This window comes from Streptomyces sp. NBC_00250, assembly GCF_036192275.1.
Taxonomy (GTDB): Bacteria; Actinomycetota; Actinomycetes; order Streptomycetales; family Streptomycetaceae; genus Streptomyces.
Genome location: NZ_CP108088.1, coordinates 5551743 through 5570075, shown reverse-complemented (window position 1 = coordinate 5570075; position 18333 = coordinate 5551743). Strand labels below are relative to the sequence as shown.

19 protein-coding genes and 1 pseudogene are annotated in these 18333 nt (G+C 73.3%); 10 read left to right on the top strand and 10 right to left on the bottom strand.

The features are described from left to right. Positions 1-52: 52 nt before the first annotated feature. The 4 genes from OG259_RS25325 to OG259_RS25310 form a co-directional block, all read right to left on the bottom strand. The gene (locus OG259_RS25325; RefSeq protein ID WP_328944353.1) at positions 53-2005 is read right to left on the bottom strand and encodes a hypothetical protein; all 1953 of its coding nucleotides are present in this window, start codon (positions 2003-2005) and stop codon (positions 53-55) included. A gap of 117 nt (positions 2006-2122) precedes the next feature. Further along, on the bottom strand, positions 2123-2932 hold the full coding sequence (locus tag OG259_RS25320) for a polysaccharide deacetylase family protein (RefSeq protein ID WP_328944352.1): 810 nt from the start codon (positions 2930-2932) through the stop codon (positions 2123-2125). Beyond that, positions 2929-4218: a glycosyltransferase gene (locus tag OG259_RS25315; protein ID WP_328944351.1), complete on the bottom strand. Its 1290-nt coding sequence runs from the start codon at positions 4216-4218 to the stop codon at positions 2929-2931. The genes OG259_RS25320 and OG259_RS25315 overlap by 4 nt, the downstream gene beginning before the upstream one ends. Positions 4219-4299: 81 nt before the next feature. Next, entirely contained in the window at positions 4300-5382 is a 1083-nt protein-coding gene (locus OG259_RS25310; RefSeq protein WP_328944350.1) for a GNAT family N-acetyltransferase, read from the bottom strand. Positions 5383-5506: 124 nt separating this feature from the next. Between OG259_RS25310 and OG259_RS25305 the strand changes: the two genes are divergently transcribed. The 4 genes and pseudogenes from OG259_RS25305 (at position 5507) to OG259_RS25290 (ending at position 7067) form a co-directional block, all read left to right on the top strand. Continuing rightward, positions 5507-6202, top strand: coding sequence for a phosphotransferase (locus OG259_RS25305; protein WP_328944349.1), 696 nt, complete (start codon positions 5507-5509; stop codon positions 6200-6202). Continuing rightward, a pseudogene (locus tag OG259_RS25300) lies at positions 6180-6505 on the top strand (hypothetical protein); the annotation flags it as partial. The gene OG259_RS25305 and the pseudogene OG259_RS25300, both read left to right, overlap by 23 nt. Before the next feature lie 23 nt (positions 6506-6528). Beyond that, positions 6529-6654, top strand: coding sequence for a hypothetical protein (locus OG259_RS25295; protein ID WP_328944348.1), 126 nt, complete (start codon positions 6529-6531; stop codon positions 6652-6654). Continuing rightward, positions 6651-7067, top strand: coding sequence for a VOC family protein (locus tag OG259_RS25290; RefSeq protein WP_328944347.1), 417 nt, complete (start codon positions 6651-6653; stop codon positions 7065-7067). Before OG259_RS25295 ends, OG259_RS25290 begins: the two co-directional genes overlap by 4 nt. Here the strand turns inward: OG259_RS25290 and OG259_RS25285 are convergent. From OG259_RS25285 to hutU, 6 genes are all read right to left on the bottom strand, one after another. Then, positions 7027-7665 (bottom strand): LysE family translocator, encoded by a 639-nt coding sequence (locus OG259_RS25285; protein WP_328944346.1) that lies wholly within the window; start codon positions 7663-7665, stop codon positions 7027-7029. The genes OG259_RS25290 and OG259_RS25285 overlap by 41 nt on opposite strands. A gap of 46 nt (positions 7666-7711) precedes the next feature. Next, positions 7712-8497 (bottom strand): hypothetical protein, encoded by a 786-nt coding sequence (locus OG259_RS25280; RefSeq protein WP_328944345.1) that lies wholly within the window; start codon positions 8495-8497, stop codon positions 7712-7714. A 108-nt stretch (positions 8498-8605) separates the two neighbouring features. After that, positions 8606-9889, bottom strand: a complete 1284-nt coding sequence (hutI, locus tag OG259_RS25275) for an imidazolonepropionase (RefSeq protein ID WP_328944344.1) — start codon at positions 9887-9889, stop codon at positions 8606-8608. 26 nt (positions 9890-9915) lie between these two features. Then, positions 9916-11256: a formimidoylglutamate deiminase gene (locus OG259_RS25270; RefSeq protein ID WP_328944343.1), complete on the bottom strand. Its 1341-nt coding sequence runs from the start codon at positions 11254-11256 to the stop codon at positions 9916-9918. Further along, positions 11247-12449, bottom strand: coding sequence for an allantoate amidohydrolase (locus tag OG259_RS25265; protein ID WP_328947169.1), 1203 nt, complete (start codon positions 12447-12449; stop codon positions 11247-11249). Before OG259_RS25265 ends, OG259_RS25270 begins: the two co-directional genes overlap by 10 nt. 17 nt (positions 12450-12466) lie before the next feature. Beyond that, positions 12467-14131, bottom strand: coding sequence for a urocanate hydratase (gene hutU, locus OG259_RS25260; protein WP_328944342.1), 1665 nt, complete (start codon positions 14129-14131; stop codon positions 12467-12469). 103 nt (positions 14132-14234) lie between these two features. On the opposite strand from hutU, the gene OG259_RS25255 reads away from it, so the two are divergent. From OG259_RS25255 to OG259_RS25230, 6 genes are all read left to right on the top strand, one after another. After that, the gene (locus tag OG259_RS25255; RefSeq protein ID WP_328944341.1) at positions 14235-15575 is read left to right on the top strand and encodes a diaminopimelate decarboxylase; all 1341 of its coding nucleotides are present in this window, start codon (positions 14235-14237) and stop codon (positions 15573-15575) included. 32 nt (positions 15576-15607) lie between these two features. After that, complete coding sequence (locus tag OG259_RS25250; RefSeq protein ID WP_328944340.1) at positions 15608-16093, top strand: SRPBCC family protein; 486 nt, start codon at positions 15608-15610, stop codon at positions 16091-16093. Between the two features lie 151 nt (positions 16094-16244). Then, positions 16245-16637 carry a hypothetical protein gene (locus OG259_RS25245; RefSeq protein ID WP_328944339.1) on the top strand — a complete coding sequence of 131 codons (393 nt, stop codon included), beginning with the start codon at positions 16245-16247 and terminating at the stop codon, positions 16635-16637. Next, positions 16634-17428, top strand: a complete 795-nt coding sequence (locus tag OG259_RS25240; protein WP_328944338.1) for a transcriptional regulator — start codon at positions 16634-16636, stop codon at positions 17426-17428. The genes OG259_RS25245 and OG259_RS25240 overlap by 4 nt, the downstream gene beginning before the upstream one ends. A gap of 41 nt (positions 17429-17469) precedes the next feature. Then, positions 17470-17862 (top strand): roadblock/LC7 domain-containing protein, encoded by a 393-nt coding sequence (locus OG259_RS25235; RefSeq protein WP_030315243.1) that lies wholly within the window; start codon positions 17470-17472, stop codon positions 17860-17862. A 96-nt stretch (positions 17863-17958) separates the two neighbouring features. Then, the gene (locus OG259_RS25230) at positions 17959-18330 is read left to right on the top strand and encodes a hypothetical protein (RefSeq protein ID WP_328944337.1); all 372 of its coding nucleotides are present in this window, start codon (positions 17959-17961) and stop codon (positions 18328-18330) included. The last annotated feature ends 3 nt before the right edge of the window (positions 18331-18333 follow it).

The following is an 18333-nucleotide window of genomic DNA, read 5'->3' as shown; positions in this document are numbered from 1 at the left end:
ACCGACGGGCGTGTCGTCGGAGGGGTGTTCGGCCGGTGGTGGGCGGGTGTGTTCAGCCGCCGGTGGTGGGCCGGTAGCGCAGGACGAGCCCGTACCGGCTCTCCTCCACGACCGCGAACAGCGGCGATGCCTTGAGCGCCGTGCCGAGGCGGTCGAAGCCGCCCTCGGGGAGGTAGCCCTCGCCGATGACGGCCTCGCCCTGGGTGGGGGTGAGGATCACATAGGCCGGGCGGCCCGCGGGGATGCCGCCGGCGAGATAGCCGGCCGGGTCCTTCAGCATGCGGAGGTTCTCGTCGACCTCCTGCTCGGTGAAGAACCAGCGCTCGTAGTGGTCGTAGCGGTAGTACGAGTCGGCGAAGGCGCCGGTCGCGGCGAGGATCAGCGCCCCCTCGGGCGCCCGGTCGAAGGCGCGGCGGGTGAGCGCGGTCTCGCCGGGCGGCGCGTAGTGCATGCCCTCCTTGCCGTAGTACGAGGGCAGGAATCCGGCGAGCATGGCGACGAGGGTGACGGGCAGGGCGACGGCGGCCGTGCGGCGGGCGATCGCGGCGGCGCGGCTCGCGGCCCCGGCGGCGGGGACGAGCGCGGCGGCGGCGAAGAAGGCGGCGCCGGGAAGTCCGAAGAGATAGACCCGGAAGATCATCTCGCCGCCGTAGTCGTTGACGGCGAACATCGGGAGGGGCGCCGCCGCCGCCAGCAGGAGCGGCAGCGCGCTGCGGACCAGCTTGCGGCGGAGGAGCACGGCGGCGGCGGCGAGGCCGCCGAGGGCGAGCACCATCAGGATGTTGGCGCTGCCGACGAGTTCGGGGCCCGGCCCGGTGGGGTCGCCCGCGAAGCCGGGGCGGCTGTTGCCGAGCAGGTCGCCGGCCTTCTCCCGCAGGGTGCCGAGGGTCTCCAGGAACAGCTCCCGGCCCATGGTGAGGTTCCAGACCAGCATGATCAGGCCGGTGGTGGCGAGGAGCCCGAGGTTGCGGTAGCGGCGGGTGAGGCAGAGGGCGAAGAGGCTCGCGCACAGCATCACGGGGGTGAGCTGGTGCGAGGCGTTGATGGTGGCGATGATCGGGACGAGGAAGAGGACCGCGATCGCGCGCTGCCGGGTGGTCGTGGGCGGCGGTACGGCCGCGGCGGCCGGGTCGAGCGCGGAGCGGTCGCGGAGCGCGCCCGCCGAGCCGGGCAGGACGAAGTGCCGGACGACGACGGCGAAGACGGTGAGGTAGAGCAGGTACGAGAAGCCCTGCGGGGAGAGGTAGTCCTGGCCCACCCAGTTCGCGAGCTGGAAGATCCACACGCCGGTCCACACGAGGCGCCAGTCGTCGCTGAACGTGCGGTAGACGAGTATCAGGACGGGAACGGTCAGCAGACCGAGCGCGACCGGTGCCCAGTTGATGAAGGAGGCGGCGGCGTCCACGCCGAAGGCCCGGACCAGGGCCGCGTCCAGCGAGAAGAAGCCGGGCCACTGGTCGTAGGCGGACATGCCGCCGGAGATCTCGCGCCCGGGGTGGACCGTGCCCTCGGTGAGGAGCCGGCTGATGATCGCGTCGTGCTTGGACGCCCAGGCGTAGCGGACCGTGTCGTAGAGGATCGCCGGCGGTGCCTTGAGGGCGACGAGCATCGCCGCGCAGTAGGTGGCCGGCCAGAGGGGCGCGGTGCCGGCGCGGCGCAGGGTGAGGACGAAGCCGCCGGTCAGGACGGCGAGGGCGGCGTAGAAGCCGAGGGGGAAGCGGTCGAGGAGGCCGAACTCGTCCATGCTGCGGAAGTCGATGCCGGGCAGGGCCCAGAGCCAGAGGGCCCCTGCGACGACGAGGGGGACGAGGTTGAGGGCGTCGGGGGAACGGAGGGCGCCGACGAGACGGGCTCGGCCGTCCCCGCGGGCGGGGCGGGGTGCCTTGACCTCCCGCCCTCCTGCCCGTCGCTCCTCCGGCTGCCCGTCGTCCGCCTCCCGGTCGGTGGTGGTGGGCTGCGGCGGCACGCCGCTCCCGGTCACCGGTGTGGGCCCCTGACGCTGCACGGCCTCTCCCCCCACGAACTGTCCCTTTCGGCGAAGTACAGGAAGGTACTTCGGTTTTGTTCGGGCTTTCAACTCCAGGGCGGATCGCCGGAGTTGTCGATCTTCGGCCGGGTCGGCTCAGCCGGCGAACTCGGGCCCCTTGAGCAGGGCGCGGGCCCTGCGGTACATCCGCCAGCCGACCGTGGGCAGCGAGTCCGGGTACGGCGCCGCCTTCGCGCCGCGCCCCTCCATCCACTGCTCGATGTCGGCGACGGTGTGGCTGTGGCGCAGGATGAGCCGGGCGATGCGGTAGATCTCGTCGGTCCCGGAGCTGAGCGCGTGCCGGACGGCGACGGCCGAGGTGTATCCGGCGGCCGCGGCGGCCCGCCGTACGGCCGGACTGTTGTAGCCGTGCGGGTAGGCGAGATGCCGCACCTCATGCCCGAGCACATCCTCCAACACGGCTTTGGACACGCGTAGTTCGCGCCGCAGTGCACTCGGCGCGAGGGTGTCGAGCTGGGGGTGGGTGGCGGTGTGCGCGCCGACCTCCATGCCGTACTGCTCCAGGAGCGGCGCCTGGGCGAGGGTCATCATCGGCGCGGGCGGCAGCAGACAGGGGCGGCCGCGGGTGATGGCCCCGGTGGTGAGGTACGCGGTGGACGGCAGGCCGCGGGCGGCGAGCGCCTCGGCGGTCGGCCCGACCAGATCGGCGAAGCCGTCGTCGAAGGTGAGGACGACGGGGCGGGGCGGCAGCGGGGCGCCGGTGGCGAAGTGCGCGGCGAGGGTGCCGAGGGTGACGGCGGTACGGCCGCTGGCCACGATCGCGTCGAGCTGGGAGGCGAACTCCTTGGGGGAGACGGTGAATTCGGCGATCCAGTCCGGGGGGTCGTCCATCACGGCGTGGTAGAGGAGGACGGGTATGCGGGTGCGGAGCGGGGCGCTGTTCATCGGGCGTCCGCCTTCCGCAGCCGGGCCTTCGCGTAGCCGATCGGGCCGTAGAGCATGCCGCGGCGCTCCAGTCGGGAGAGGGAGGCGGGCCAGGGGTGGTGGTGGGTGCCGTGCTCGCCGGGGACTCCGCCGTCCCCCTCCCCGCGCTGGGCGGTCATGGTCCGGGCGTGCGCGAGGCCGCGCGGCAGCCGGGCGAGGAGGGCGGGCAGCAGGCGGGGGCTGCGCACCAGGGTCGCGGTGAGGTACGCGGTGAGGCCGGCGCCGTAGCCGTACGCCTGGTTCCGCAGGTCCTGCCAGGTGTCGCGGTGGTGGTGCCAGACGAGGGCCTCGGCGGTGTAGCGGAGCCGGAAGCCGGCGGAGAGGACGGCCACGAAGGCGTACAGGTCGTCGCCGCCCTTGGCCGGGGTCCCGGTGCCGGTCGCCGGGTCGAAGCCGCCGGCCCGGCGGAGGGCGTCGGCGCGGAAGGCCATGTTGGCGCCGGAGCCGAAGCTGCCGGCGGTGAACGGGAAGAGCGGCTCGTCGGCGGGCGGCTGCTCCGGGTCGTACAGACGGGGCGCGAAGCCCTTGGCGAAGCCGCCGTGCGATTCGAGGAGGATCTGGGCGGGGGTGCCGAGCCGGGCGGGCAGGATCAGTCCGGTGACGCAGCCGAGGCCGGGGTCGGCGGCGAAGGGCGTGGTGAGCGCGCTCAGCCAGCGCGGGTCGGCGATCACGTCGTCGTCGGTGAAGGCGACGACGGCGCCGTCGGCCGCGGCGAGGCCGGTGTTGTGGGCGGTGGCGAGACCGGGGACGTCCTCGCGGACGTACCGGACGCGGTCGGCGTACGCGCGGGTGACCAGCTCGTGGGTGTCGGTGGTGCGGGGCGCGTTGTCGACGACGACGAGCTCGAAGTCCGGGTGGTCCTGGACGAGGAGCGAGTCGAGGGCGCGGGCGAGCTGCTCGGGCCGCTCGCGGGTGGCGACGACGACGGAGGCACGGGGCGGGGTGAGCGGGTCGGGGGCGTCCCCCCGGGCGGCGGCGAGGCGTTCGGCGTCGGTCCCCGGCTTCGTCGCCCCGGTGAGCCGCGGCCGGGCGAGGGCGGCGAGCACCTCGGCGGGGTCCTCGCCGGCGGCGACGGTACCGACGACGGTGGCGGCGGGCCGGCCCCGGAGCCGTACCAGCGCGTAGACGTCACCGGGCACGACGGCCGGACCGCCCGGCGCGGGCCGGAAGCCGAGGACGGGCCCGTCGGGAGCGCCGAGATCGAGCTCGGCGACGGAGAGGGGCCGGGGGACGGGGGGGCTGCTCATCGAGGGTCTCCCCAGAAACGGACGAGGGCGGGTGCGGCGGGCAGGGCGGCGAGTACGGAGGGGGCAGGGGTGCGACGGGGGCTAACGGTGGCCCCGCAGACGGGCGAGACCGTTGAGGGCGGCGCGCCCGCGGGCCGCGAGGGCCGGGCGGGTCCGGACGAAGCGGTGTACGCGCAGCGGGGGCTCCCGCCGCAGCCAGTGCAGGGCCCCCAGCGCCCCCGGGCGGACGACGGCCCCCTCGTACACCGTCACCTCCCCGGTCTTCAGGGCGTCCTTGTACTCGGCGTCGCCGCGCCCCAGGTCCAGCATCCCGACCCCGGCGGCGGCGGCCGCCTCGGCCATCCGCAGATGGAGGACGAGCCCCGGCGAGTACTTCGCGAACTCGGGGTCGTACGCCGGGAACCAGCAGGACAGGACGGTCGCCGAACGCAGCCCGAAGTGCGCGGCGATCGGACGCTCCCCCACGTACAGCACGGACAGCACGCCGGAGCAGCCGGGCGTGCGGAGTTCGTGGAGGCGGCGGACCAGGGTGTTGATCCACTCCTTGGCGAAGCGGTCCCCTCGGCCGGTCCTGCGGTACTGGGCGGACTTCCACTCCATGAGGGTGCGCAGGGCCGCGGGATCGCGCTCGTCGAAGACGAAACGCACCTCGCCGTCGGCCTGGCGCCCGAGCTTGCGCTCCTTGGCGAGGGTGGTCCTGAGGAACTTGGGCGACTGGACGCGGAGCAGGGCCTCGTAGGCCGCGTACCCCTCGCCGACGTCGATCACGGGTGAGCCGAACGACTCGGTGGCGGCGCCCTCGAAGACCGGCTGTCCGGCCTCCAGGTTGTCGAACTCCCAGACGGCGAGACCGCAGGCACGCAGCAACGCCCGGGCGCCCGGGCGCAGTCCGGACCGCAGGACGGCTCCCTGACTGTCGGAGACCCCGAAGCCGATGGCACGGCCCCCGCCGAACAGCCCCTTCTCGTGCGGGAAGAAGCCGACCGGCTCGTCGCCCTCCCACCAGACGGCGACGCGCGACCGCGGGCGCACCTCGGCGACAGCGCGGGTGAACTCCGGCTCCATGAAGGGGTTCGCGGGCCCGCCGGCCTTGGCTCGCAGCTCTCGCCAGGCCTCGATCTCGCGCTCGCCCAGCTCCCCCGGCCGCACGACGCGCACGCTCACAGCACTCACCTGCCGACCCCCCGGTCTACCCCCTGAGCACTACCAGGACAGGACGGTACCGGTCCGTGGTCACCCGCGGCAGGGATACTGGGGCTTTCCGTGACCAACCCGTGAAGGAGGGGACATGACGGGGATCCGTGGTGATCAAGAGGCCCGCGGGGTGGACGAGTTGGAGATCATCGGCTGGGGCAGGACCGCGGACGTGTACGCGCTGCCCGGAGACGACGCGTGGGTGCTGCGGCGCAACCGGGACGGTGGCGGCACGGCCCGGGAGGCCGAGGTCATGACGCGGCTGGCGCGCCAGGGTTACCCGGTTCCGGCGGTGCTGCGCGCGGAGGGGCCCGATCTGGTGATGGAGCGCCTCGCGGGGCCCTCGCTCCTGGACGCCCTGCTGGCCGGCACGTACGAACCGGAACCGGCGGGCGTGCTGATGGCGGAGCTCCTGGCGAGGCTGCACGCGCTGCCGGGATCGCCGCCGGCGCATCTGGACCTGCACCCCGGAAACGTCCTCCTGACGGCCGACCGGGGGCCCGTCGTCATCGACTGGGAGACGGCCGAGGAAGGGCACCCGCCCGGCCTCGACCACGCGATGTCGGCGCTGCTCCTCGCGGAGGTGGCGGTCTCCCCGGCGCCGTACGCCCCGGGCGCCCGGGCGGGCCTGGCCGCGCTCCTGTCGGCCGCGACGGCCCCGGTCCTGCCGCACATCGGCACGGCCCGGCTCCGCCGCGCGGCGGACCCGAACCTGACGGACGGGGAGGTGGCCGCGCTGGGCGCGGCGGCGGACCTGGTGACGGAGCTGGCGGCGTCCCGGGCCGCCTGAGCGCTGGACCTCGTGCGGCAGCTGGGGTGGGGGGCCTGGCCGCCGCGACTGCCCGAGCAGCCGATCTTCCACCCGGTGCTCGACGAGGAGTACGCGGTGAAGATCGCGCGCGACTGGAACGCCGGGCACGACGGCGCGGGCTTCGTCACGCGCTTCCAGGTCGACACGGAGTTCCTGCGCAGGTACCCGGTCAGGCAGGCGGGCGGCCGGACGATCCTGGAGCTGTGGGTGCCGACCGAGGAGCTCGACGAGTTCAACGCGCACATCGTGGGCGAGATCGAGCTGGTTCACGAGTTCCGCTGACCCGCGCTCGCTAGGGTGCGGTCATGGGAGCACTGCCGACCACCGTCCGCGAACCCGAGGAAGTCGCCCGGTTCCTCGCCCGGCCGGGCGACTTCGAGCCCGGGAACGAACCCGACGCACCGCGCCTGCCGTCCGGGAGCCCCCGATGACGATCCGCCGCGCCGTCCCCAACCTCCACACCGCCTCCCCCGAGGAGAACCGCGACTTCTACGGGCTGCTCGGGTTCGAGGCGGTCATGGACCACGGCTGGATCACCACCCTCGCCTCCCCGTCGGCCCCCACGGCTCAGATCAGCCTGATGACCCACGACCTGACTGCTCCGGTCACCCCGGACCTGAGCGTCGAGGTCGACGACGTGGACGCGGCGTACGCGGCGGTCCGTGCGTCGGGCGCCGAGATCGTCCACCCGCTGACCGACGAACCCTGGGGCGTGCGCCGCTTCTTCACCCGCGACCCGGACGGCCGGGTGATCAACGTCCTGAGCCACCGGTCCCAGCGGCCCGACGCGGCCGCCGGTGCCGCTAGTTCGAAAGCGCCAGGCGGACGCCGAAGGCCGCGATGACCGTGCCCGTGAGCCGGTCCAGGTAGCGGCGGGCCCTGGGCCTGCGGAGCTGGTCGCGGAGGAGGCGGGCGAAGGCGATCAGGACCGTGGACCAGAGGAGGCCGAGGAGGATGTGCTCGCCGGTCAGGAGAAGGCCCATGGTGAAGTGGTCGCCGCCCGTCGGCAGGAACTGGGGGAGAACCGCGACGTAGAAGGCGCCGACCTTCGGGTTCAGGAGGTTCGTGAGCGTTCCCTGGCGCCAGCCGGCGGCCACGGAGTCCTCGGCCGTCGCGTGGCCCTCGTCCGCCTCTCCCGCCGCCGGGAGGCCCCGGAAGGTGTTGCGGAGCATCTGCGCGCCGATCCAGACCAGGTACGCCGCGCCCGCCCAGCGCAGGATGTCGTACGCCAGCTGCGAGGCCGTGAGGAGCGCGGTGACGCCCAGCGAAGTGAGCGCGCCCCACAGCAGCGTGCCGGTCTGGATGCCGAGGACGACTCCCCAGGCCCGCGCGCGGTGGCCGAGGGCGGAGGTGCGCAGGATCAGCGCGGTGTCGAGGCCGGGGGTGAGGGTGAGCAGCCCTACGACGAGGGCGAAGGACCAGAGAGCCGTGGTGGGTTCCATGGAGTCTCAGGATATCCCGGGGCACCCTCGCGCCCGGCGGTGGCCGTCAGGCGGCGGGGGATCGCCGGTTCGGCTTCCGCTGCACCTCAGTGACGTCCGCATACGGCTCCACGGGGGCTCCGAAGGGTTCGGCGGTCACCCCGCGGACAGTGGCGGTGACGTCCACGGCCAGATCGCCGCTGATGCTCTGCTCCCGGAAGTCGATCCGTGCCTGGGGCCTGCCCCCGCGGTCCGGCATCCGGTGAATGCTCCACGGCAGATAGTCCAGGGCCGTCAGCCTCTTTCGCAGCTCCGCGTAGTCGTCCGGGCTCGCGCCGTCGAGCGCCTTCCGGATGCGCTCGGCGTGCGCGTCCCCGACGCACCTGCCGAGGGAGGACAGCGGGACTTCCTCGACCGGCCCGGTCCGCGTGGGCTCGGAGGAGGGCGGCTCGGGGGCGTCCGTGGGGAGCGGGAGCGGCTCGGGGCCCTTGGTCGGCGGCTCTTCCGGCCCCACCGGCTCGGGGCCCCTTGTCGGCTGCTCTTCCGGCTCCACCGGCTCGGAGATGTCGTCGACCGGCGGGAGTGCGGGCAACTCGGGCATGGTGCCCGGCGCGCACTCGTTCGTGAGGCGGGTTTCCAGCGCCAGGAACCGGACCTCCGGGTCGGGGTGCCTCGCCAAGGCATCCGACGGGACCGTCCGCGTCGGGTCCGGTTTCGCCGAGGCGGTGGCGCCGGCGGCGGACACCTTCCCGGGGGCCTTACCCGTGGAGTTCTCGGTGCCGCAGGCGGTCAGGGCCATGCTGCCGAGTGCGGCTGCCAGGACGATCTTCGTCAAGCGGGTCGGTTTCCTCATGCGGGAATCATGCGAGCGGACGGCGCCCGCCCACATGAGTACCCGTACTCACCGCATCCTGTGATCAACCGGACTGCCGGGCATCACTTCTGATGCCACGTCATGCCCTCATGCCACCCGCACGCCCGCCCGCCAGACCTCCGTCACCAGCGGGACCCCCGGGCGGTAGGCGAGGTGGACGTGGGACGGGGCGTCCAGGACGGTGAGGTCCGCGCGGGCGCCCACCGTCAGCCGGCCGATGTCCGTGCGGCGCAGGGCCGCCGCGCCGCCCGCCGTGGCCGACCAGACCGCCTCGTCGGGGGTCATGCCCATGTCCCGTACCGCGAGCGCGATGCAGAAGGGGACGGAGGAGGTGAAGGACGAGCCCGGGTTGCAGTCCGTGGACAGGGCCACCGTCACGCCCGCGTCCAGGAGCCGGCGGGCGTTCGGCCACTCCGCCCGGGTGGAGAACTCGGCGCCGGGGAGGAGGGTCGCGACCGTCGAGCCGTTCGCCAGCGCGTCCACGTCGGCGTCCGTGAGGTGGGTGCAGTGGTCGGCGCTCGCCGCGTCCAGTTCCACCGCCAGCTGGACGCCGGGGCCGTACGTGAGCTGGTTGGCGTGCACCCGGGGGTGGAGGCCCTTCGCCATGCCGGCGGTGAGGATCGCGCGGGCCTGGTCGCCGTCGAAGGCGCCCTTCTCGCAGAAGACGTCGACCCAACGGGCGTACGGGGCGCAGGCCTCCAGCATCTCGCCCGTCACCAGCTCCACGTACGCGGCCGGGTCGTCGGCGTAGTCCGGGGAGACGATGTGCGCGCCGAGGTACGTGACCTCGTCGGTGTGCTCGGCCGCGATGCGGAGGGCGCGGGCCTCGTCCTCGACCGTGAGGCCGTAGCCGGACTTGGTCTCGAAGGTCGTCGTGCCCTGGCGGAGGGCTTCGCGGAGGTAGCGGGCGACGTTCGCCGAGAGCTCGGCGTCGGTCGCCGCGCGCGTCGCCGCGACCGTCGTGCGGATGCCGCCCGCCGCGTACGCCTGGCCGGACATGCGGGCGTTGAACTCGGCCGTGCGGTCGCCCGCGAAGACGAGGTGGGAGTGGGAGTCGACGAAGCCGGGGATCACCGCCCGTCCACCGGCGTCGACCCGGTTGTCAGTGGCCGGTGCTTTGCTGGATTCACCGACCCAGACCACGCGGTCGCCGTCCATGACGACGGCCGCGTCCTGGATCAGGCCCAGGGGACTTCCTCCCCCACTCTCGAACTTGCTCGAACGGGGGGACCCCCATCCGAGGGAGGGATCGTTCGTGACGAGGTTGGCGATGTTGACGATGGCGGTGGCGGCCTTCGCCACGGCGCTGTTCGCGCTCGTGGGGGCGGAGCTCGCCACCGGGTTGTTCGTCGCCGCGGGGCCGGTGTTCATGGTGAGTGGTGTCTCCTTCAGGCGCTTCAGCCGCGCAGTGCGGCGATCGAGTCCGCGAGGGTCCGGGGCACGTCCGGCACGGACTGGTGGACCCCGTCCCGTACGACGTGACGTCCGCCCACGACCGTGTGCCGGACGTCCGCTGCCGACGCTGCGAATACCGCCGTCTCGGCTGCCAGACGCGGCACCGGTCCCGCTGTCCTGACCGAGTCCAGGCTGATCGTCGTGAAGTCGGCCAGGGCGCCGGTCTCCAGGGTGCCCGCGTCCGTCCAGCCGAGGGCCGCGTGGCCGTCCGTCGTGGCCGCGCGGAGCAGCGCCGCCGCCGTCCAGTGACCTCGGGTGCGGGTGCGGAGGCGTTCGTTCAGCTCCATGGCCCGCGCCTCTTCCAGGAGGTCGATGACGGCGTGGCTGTCGCTGCCCAGAGACAGCGGGGAGCCGGCCTGCTGGAGGGCGACGGCCGGGCCGATGCCGTCGGCCAGGTCCCGTTCCGTGGTGGGGCACATGCAGGTGCCGGTGGACGTCGAGCCGATCAGGGCGATGTCGGCGTCCGTCATGTGGGTGTTGTGGACGCCCGTCGTCCGGGCGCCGAGCACCCCGTGGTCGGCGAGGAGCTGCGTGGGGGTGCGGCCGTGGGCGGCGAGGCAGGCGTCGTTCTCGGCGGTCTGCTCGGAGAGGTGGACGTGGAGGGGGGCCTGCCGGTCCTGGGCCCAGCGGGCCACCGTCGACAGCTGGTCGGCCGGGACCGCGCGTACGGAGTGGATCGCCGCCCCGATCCGGACGCCTTCCCTCTCCTTGAGCCCGCTCACCCGCTCGGCCCAGGCTTCCGCCGTGCCGTCGGAGAAGCGGAGCTGGTGCTGGTCGGGGGCGGCGCCGAAGCCGGCGGAGAGGTACGCCGTGTCGAGGAGGGTGATGCGGATGCCCGCCTCCCCCGCCGCGGCGATCAGGGCCTCACCCATGGCGTTGGGGTCGGCGTACGGGGTGCCGCCGGGCGCGTGGTGGAGGTAGTGGAACTCGCCGACGGCCGTGATGCCCGCGAGCGCCATCTCCGCGTACACGGCGCGGGCGAGGGCGAAGTAGCTCTCGGGGGTGAGGCGTTGGGCGACGTTGTACATGACCTCGCGCCAGGTCCAGAAGGTGCCGGAGCCGACCTGGACGGTGCCGCGCAGGGCGCGGTGGAAGGCGTGCGAGTGGGCGTTGGCGAGACCCGGGATCGTCAGGCCGCGCAGCGCCACCGCGCCGGGGGGTGGGGCGTCGACCCCCGTCCGTACGGCCGTGATCCGGCCCGCGGAGTCCACGTCCAGGGCCACGCCCGGCTCGACGTTGGTGTCGAGCCAGGCGTGTTCCAGCCAGTACGTCGTCAGCGGCACGCCAGCTCCTCCAGTACGTCGGCGAGTGCGAGGACCCCGGCCACGCAGTCGTCCTCGGCCGCGAACTCGGCCGGGGAGTGCGAGACCCCGGTGGGGTTCCGTACGAACAGCATGGCGGTCGGGATCGATTCGGACAAAATACCCGCGTCGTGGCCCGCGCCCGTGCCGAGGACCGGCACCTTCCCCGCGGCCCCGTCGCCGAGGATCCGGGACAGCTCGTCGCGCAGGGCGTGCGAGAAGTCCACGATCGGGGTGAAGGACTCCCGGACGACCGTGAGGTCGATGCCGTGCCGCCGGGCGTAGTCGCGGGCCGCCGTCTCGACGCCCGCGACGACCGTGTCGAGCGAGTCCTGGTCGGCGGCGCGCGCGTCGAGCCAGCCGCGGACCAGGGAGGGGATGGCGTTGACGCCGTTCGGCTCGACCGCGATCTTGCCGAAGGTGGCGACGGCGCCGGCCAGCTCGGCCTCACGGCGGGCGGCGAGGACCGTCTCCGCGTACGTCAGCATCGGGTCGCGGCGGTCGACCAGGCGGGTGGTGCCCGCGTGGTTGGCCTCGCCGGCGAAGTCGTACCGCCAGCGGCCGTGCGGCCAGATGGAGGAGGCGATGCCGACGGAGTCGCCGGACAGGTCGAGGGCGCGGCCCTGCTCGACGTGGAGCTCGACGAACGCGCCGACGCGGGCGAGCCGCTCGGGGTCCGAGCCGATGGTCGAGGGGTCGTACCCGGCCGCCTCCATGGCCTGCGGAAGGCTGGTCCCGGAGGCGTCGCGGAGCTCGTACGCCTGCTCCTTCGTCAGCCGGCCCGCGGTGAGACGGGAGCCGACGCAGGCGAGGCCGAAGCGGGCGCCTTCCTCGTCACCGAAGTTGGTGATGGCGAGGGGGCGCTTGAACACGACTCCGCGGGAGCGCAGTTCGTCGAGGGCGGCGAAGGCGGAGACGACGCCGAGGGGGCCGTCGAAGGCGCCGCCGTCCGGGACGGAGTCCAGGTGGGAGCCGGTGACGACCGCGTCGCCGGCGGTCGGGTCGCCGAGCCAGGCCCACTGGTTGCCGTTGCGGTCGGTCTCGACGTCCATGCGGCGGGCCTCGGCCTGCATCCGGAACCAGAGCCGGCAGTCGGCGTCGGCCTCGGTCCAGGCGTAGCGGCGGTAGCCACCGGAGGCGGCGCTGCGACCGATGGGCCGCAGCGACCGCCACATGGCGTGAAACGTGTCGCTCACGCGTCGTCGCCCTCGCGCATCGGGATCCGTACGCCCTTCTCGTCCGCGACCCGCTCCGCGATGTCGTAGCCCGCGTCGACGTGGCGGATGACGCCCATGCCGGGGTCGTTGGTCAGGACGCGGCGGATCTTCTCGCCCGCGAGGGCCGTGCCGTCCGCGACGGAGACCTGACCCGCGTGGATGGAGCGGCCCATGCCGACGCCGCCGCCGTGGTGGATGGAGACCCAGGACGCGCCGGAGGCGACGTTCACCATGGCGTTGAGGAGCGGCCAGTCGGCGATGGCGTCGGAGCCGTCGAGCATGGCTTCGGTCTCGCGGTACGGGGAGGCCACCGAGCCGCAGTCGAGGTGGTCGCGGCCGATCGCGAGGGGCGCGGCGAGGGTGCCGTTGCCGACCATGTCGTTGAACATGTCGCCGGCCTTGTCGCGCTCGCCCTGGCCGAGCCAGCAGATGCGGGCGGGCAGGCCCTGGAAGTGGACGCGCTCGCCGGCCATCTTGATCCAGCGGTGGAGGGACTCGTTCTCCGGGAAGAGGTCGAGGAGCGCCTTGTCGGTCTTGTGGATGTCGCTCGCCTCGCCCGAGAGCGCGGCCCAGCGGAACGGGCCCTTGCCCTCGCAGAACAGCGGGCGGATGTACGCCGGGACGAAGCCGGGGAAGGCGAACGCCCGGTCGTAGCCGGCCAGCTGGGCCTCGCCGCGGATCGAGTTGCCGTAGTCGAAGACCTCGGCGCCCGCGTCCATGAAGCCGACCATGGCCTCGACGTGCTTGGCCATCGACTCGCGCGACCGCTGGGTGAACCCGGCCGGGTCCTTCGCCGCCGCGTCGGCCATGTCGTCGAAGGCGACGCCGATCGGGAGGTAGGCCAGCGGGTCGTGGGCCGAGGTCTGGTCCGTCACGATGTCGATCGGGGCGCCCTCGGCGAGCATCTGCGGGAGCAGTTCGGCGGCGTTGCCGAGGAGGCCGATGGAGAGCGGGCGGCGGGCGTCGCGCGCCTCGGTGGCCAGCTGGAGGGCGTGGGCGAGGTTGTCGGCCCTCACGTCCAGGTAGCGGTGCTCGATGCGGCGCTCGATGGCGCGCGGGTCGACGTCGATGCAGATCGCGACGCCGTCGTTCATCGTCACGGCGAGGGGCTGGGCGCCGCCCATGCCGCCGAGGCCGGCGGTGAGGGTGATGGTGCCCGCGAGGGTGCCGTTGAACTTCTTGGCGGCGACGGCGGCGAAGGTCTCGTACGTGCCCTGGAGGATGCCCTGGGTGCCGATGTAGATCCAGGACCCGGCGGTCATCTGGCCGTACATGGTGAGGCCGAGGTGCTCCAGGCGGCGGAACTCCTCCCAGTTGGCCCAGTCGCCGACCAGGTTGGAGTTGGCGAGGAGGACGCGCGGGGCCCACTCGTGGGTCTGCATGACGCCGACGGGGCGGCCGGACTGGACGAGCATCGTCTCGTCCTGCTTCAGCGTCCGGAGCGTGCGGACCATGGCGTCGAAGGAGCGCCAGTCGCGGGCGGCCTTGCCGGTGCCGCCGTAGACGACGAGCTTGTCGGGGTGCTCGGCGACCTCGGGGTCGAGGTTGTTCTGGAGCATCCGGAGGGCGGCTTCCTGCTGCCATCCCAGGGCGCTCAGTTCCGTACCGCGAGCCGCTCGTACGGGGCGGGGTCCTGACATGGGGGTGCCTCCTCGAATGTCGTTCAGATATTCACATCCTCGCGCCATGAATAGTTGTAGTCAACAGCTGCGGGGCCGACCATCCCGGTGATGGGATGGATCCATGGCCTCCTCCCGCCGCGATCTCGCCGTCCGAGCCTCCGTCGACCAAGGACTCCTCTCCCCCGCCGAACCGGTCGTCGCCCTCCTCGACACCGCCGGCATCCGCGCCTCCGCCACCGCTCTGACCAGCGCTTTCGCCGCCGTCACCGACGCGCCCGTGCTGCACGCCTTCGCCGTCAAGGCCGCCCCCCTCGTCCCCGTGCTCCGCCTCCTGCACGAGTCCGGGCTCGGCGTCGAGGTCGCGAGCCCCGGCGAGCTGGCCCTCGCGCGCGCCGCCGGGATCCCGCCCACCCACACCGTGCTCGACTCCCCCGCCAAGACCCCCGCCGAGCTCCGCCAGGCCCTCGCGCTCGGCATCGCCGTCAACGCCGACAACCTCCAGGAGCTGGCCCGCCTCGACGCGCTCGTCGCCTCCGCACCGACCTCCTCACCCCTGGGAATCAGGGTGAACCCGCAGGTCGGGGCCGGTTCCATCGACGCTCTCTCGACCGCGACGGCCACCTCGAAGTTCGGCGTGGCGCTCCGCGACGAGGGCGCCCGCAAGACCGTCGTCCAGGCCTACCTGGAGCGACCCTGGCTGACCCGGCTGCACACCCACACCGGCTCCCAGGGCGTCCCGCTCGCACTGATGGCCGAGGGCGTCGGGGAGACGTACGCGCTCGCCGAGGAGATCAACCACGCGGCCGGCCGGCAGCAGATCGACACCCTCGACATCGGCGGCGGCCTGCCGGTGAACTTCACCTCCGACGAGGAGACGCCGACGTACGCGGAGTACGCCCGGCTGCTCGCCGACACCGTCCCCGGGCTCTTCGACGGCCGCTACGGCCTGGTGACCGAGTTCGGCCGCTCGCTGCTCGCCAAGCACGGCACGGTCCTCGCCCGGGTGGAGTACACCAAGACCTCCGGCGGCCGCCCCATCGCCGTCACCCACGCGGGCGTACAGCTGGCCACCCGGACGGTCTACGCCCCCGACGCCTGGCCGCTGCGCGTCCTCGCGTACGACTCCGAGGGCCGCCCCCGCACGGGCGAGGTCACCGTCCAGGACGTGGCGGGCCCCGCCTGCTTCGCCGGGGACCTGCTCGCCACCGGCCGCGAGCTGCCGCTGCTGCACCCGGGAGACGTGGTGGCCGTCCCGGACACCGGCGCGTACTACTTCGCCCACCACTACGCGTACAACAGCCTGCCCCGGCCGGGCATCCACGGCTTCACGGTGACGGAGAACGGGGGCGGCGACGGGGGCGGCGAAGGGGTGGTCGCCTTCACGACCGTACGGAAGCCCCAGACGCTCGCGGAGATCGTCGCCGAGTCGGGCGGGGCGCACGCGGACGCCCTCGTCGGGTAGCGCGGGCCGTGCGTCGCGGTTTCGATGAACCCATGACTGGAACGGGAACCGGCTCGAACACCACGACCGTCGTCGTCGAGCGGCGGGTCGACGCCTCCCCCGGGCGGGTCTGGGAGTCGATCACCGACCTGCCGGACATGCCCCGCGTCCTCTCGGGCGTCGAGCGGGTCGAGGTGCTCACCGAGGGCGGCTTCGCCGTGGGCACCCGCTGGCGCGAGACCCGGCGGATGCTCGGCAAGGAGGCCACCGAGGAGATGCTGGTGACGGAGTGCGAGCCGCCCGACCGGTACGTCACGGTGGCCGACTCGCACGGCATGCACTACGTCTCCGAGATCACCCTCACCCCCGACGGGACCGGGGCGACCACCCTGCGGATGACGTTCTCCGCCCGGCCCTCCCGCGGCCGAAGGCAGGGCTTCCTGGGACGGCTGATCGCCCGCTTCGGCGCGAAGGCGGTCGCCAAGGCGCTCACGAAGGACCTGTCCGAGATCGCGAACGCGGTCGAATCGAAGACCTGACGGTCGACCTGACACACATCCGAGCCCGATTGCCGTCGAGTGCTGGCATGTTCCGATGGAAAATGCCAGAACACCCCCCTGAGGCCGCTGCGTTCAGTAACGTCACCGTCACTGCCGCACGTTCGCACGCCGCATCGGGAGGGGAATCCGCGTGCCCGGAATCGACGAGTGCCTTCTGGAGGCCATGGCCCTGCCGGGCGCTCGCGGAGCCTCCCTGGTCGACTGGACCAGCGGGCTCGCCCTCGGGACGGCGGGCGACTCACCGGTCGGCGACCATGAGACGACCGCCGCCGAGACCGCCGAACTCGCCCGTGCCGCCGCCGAGTTCGACTCCTTCGCCGCCGCGGGTGAGGACCCCGGCGACGAACCGCCCGTCGAGGACCTGATCGTCACCACCCGCGCCGGCTACCACGTCCTGCGCTTCGTCGAGACGACCTTCGACAGCAGCGTCTTCCTCCACCTCTGGCTCGACCGCGACACCGGCAACCTCGCCCTGGCCCGCATACGCCTCCGCGACCTCGCCGAACGGCTGGTCCTGGGATGAGCGCGCCCGGAGCGACCGTCGCCGCCACCCCCGTCTCCCCGATGCTGGTCCGGCTCGCCGCCGAGAAGGCCACCGGCGCCCTGCTCCGCGACCACGGCACGCTCTACCTCGTCGACGGCCGCGTCGTACACGCCGAGAGCCCCGCCGCCCCCGGCGTCGACGTCCTCCTCACCACCGGCGGGCGGCTGCCCCGCGAGGGCTGGGACGAGGCCGTCGACCGGGCCGGCGCCCACCGCGCCGTCGGCCGCTTCCTCGTCGACAGCGGCCGGCTCCACGACGGCGAGCTGGAGATCTGCCACCTCGGCGCCGTCTTCGACGCGGCCTTCTTCGCCCTCTCCCCCACCAGCGGACCGACCCGGTTCCGGTACGGGGTCGGGCACTGGTTCGGGGCGGTGCGGCCCGTGTCGGCCGAGGCCGTCGAGCGCGAGACGGTACGCCGCCGCGAACTCCTCGACGCCGTCTGGCCGTACGCCGCCGTGGACACCTCCCCCGTCGTACCGCGCCGCGCCGCCCCCGGCCAGACCGTCGGGGCGCGCCAGCGGGCCCTGCTCGCCGCCGCGGACGGGCGGCGGACCCCGGCGGAGCTCGCCCTGGCGCTCGGCCGCCCCGCCTTCCACACCCTCCTCGACGTCCGGCGGCTCGCGGCCGCCGGGCTCGTCGAGACGCCGCTCGACCCCGCCCCGCTACCGCTGCCACCGCCCTTGCCTGCCCTGTTACCGGCCCTGCCGGTGGCCGATCCCGACATCGCCCTGCTGCGCCGGCTCCGTGACGCCCTGGAGGCACACCTGTGATGAGGCGTGCCCTGCGCCTGCGCGCCGAAAGGAAACAGCTCATGACGGCAGAAGCCGAGGTCCTCGGCGAGCTCAGACGGCTACGGGCCCGGCTGCCCCAGCTGACCGGCGCGCTCGCGGCCAGTGCCGACGGGCTCGTCCTGGCCCACGACACCGTGGACGGCGAGGCGGAGAGCGTGGCCGCGCTGACCGCGGCGGCGCTCGGCGTCGGCCAGCGGCTGACCGACAGCACCGGCCAGGGCCGGTTCCGGGAGCTGCTGGTGCGCGGCGAGAACGGCTACGTGGCGACGTACGCGGCGGGCGGCTCGGCCGTTCTGACACTGCTCGCCGAGCCCCGCATCAACGTCGGGCGGCTCCATCTGGAGGCCCGCAGGTCCAGCGTCCGGATAGGCGAACTCGTCGACGGCGCGCTGGAGCGCAGAGACCTGAACTGACGCACCGCACCACGCACGACAGGCACCGCAGAACGAGCACCCCGCACCACGAACACCGCTGAGAAGACCCGTACACGAAAAGGAAGTGCGACACCCATGGCGAACACCGAGACCTCCCTCAAGGAAGCGGCCTCCATCGAAGGCGCCATCGGCGCAGCCCTCGTCGACTACACCAGCGGCATGGCGCTCGGCACCATCGGCGGCGGCAAGGACCTCGACCTCAACATGGCGGCGGCCGGCAACACCGACGTCGTCCGGGCCAAGGTCCGGACGATGGAGATGCTGGGCCTCGGCGACGAGATCGAGGACATCCTGATCACCCTCGGCCGGCAGTACCACATGATCCGGCTGCTCAAGGGGCAGGGCAAGAACGGCCTGTTCCTGTACCTCGCCCTGGACAAGGACCGGGCGAACCTGGCGATGGCGCGCCACCAGCTGAAGAAGATCGAGGCCGATCTGGACGTCTGACCC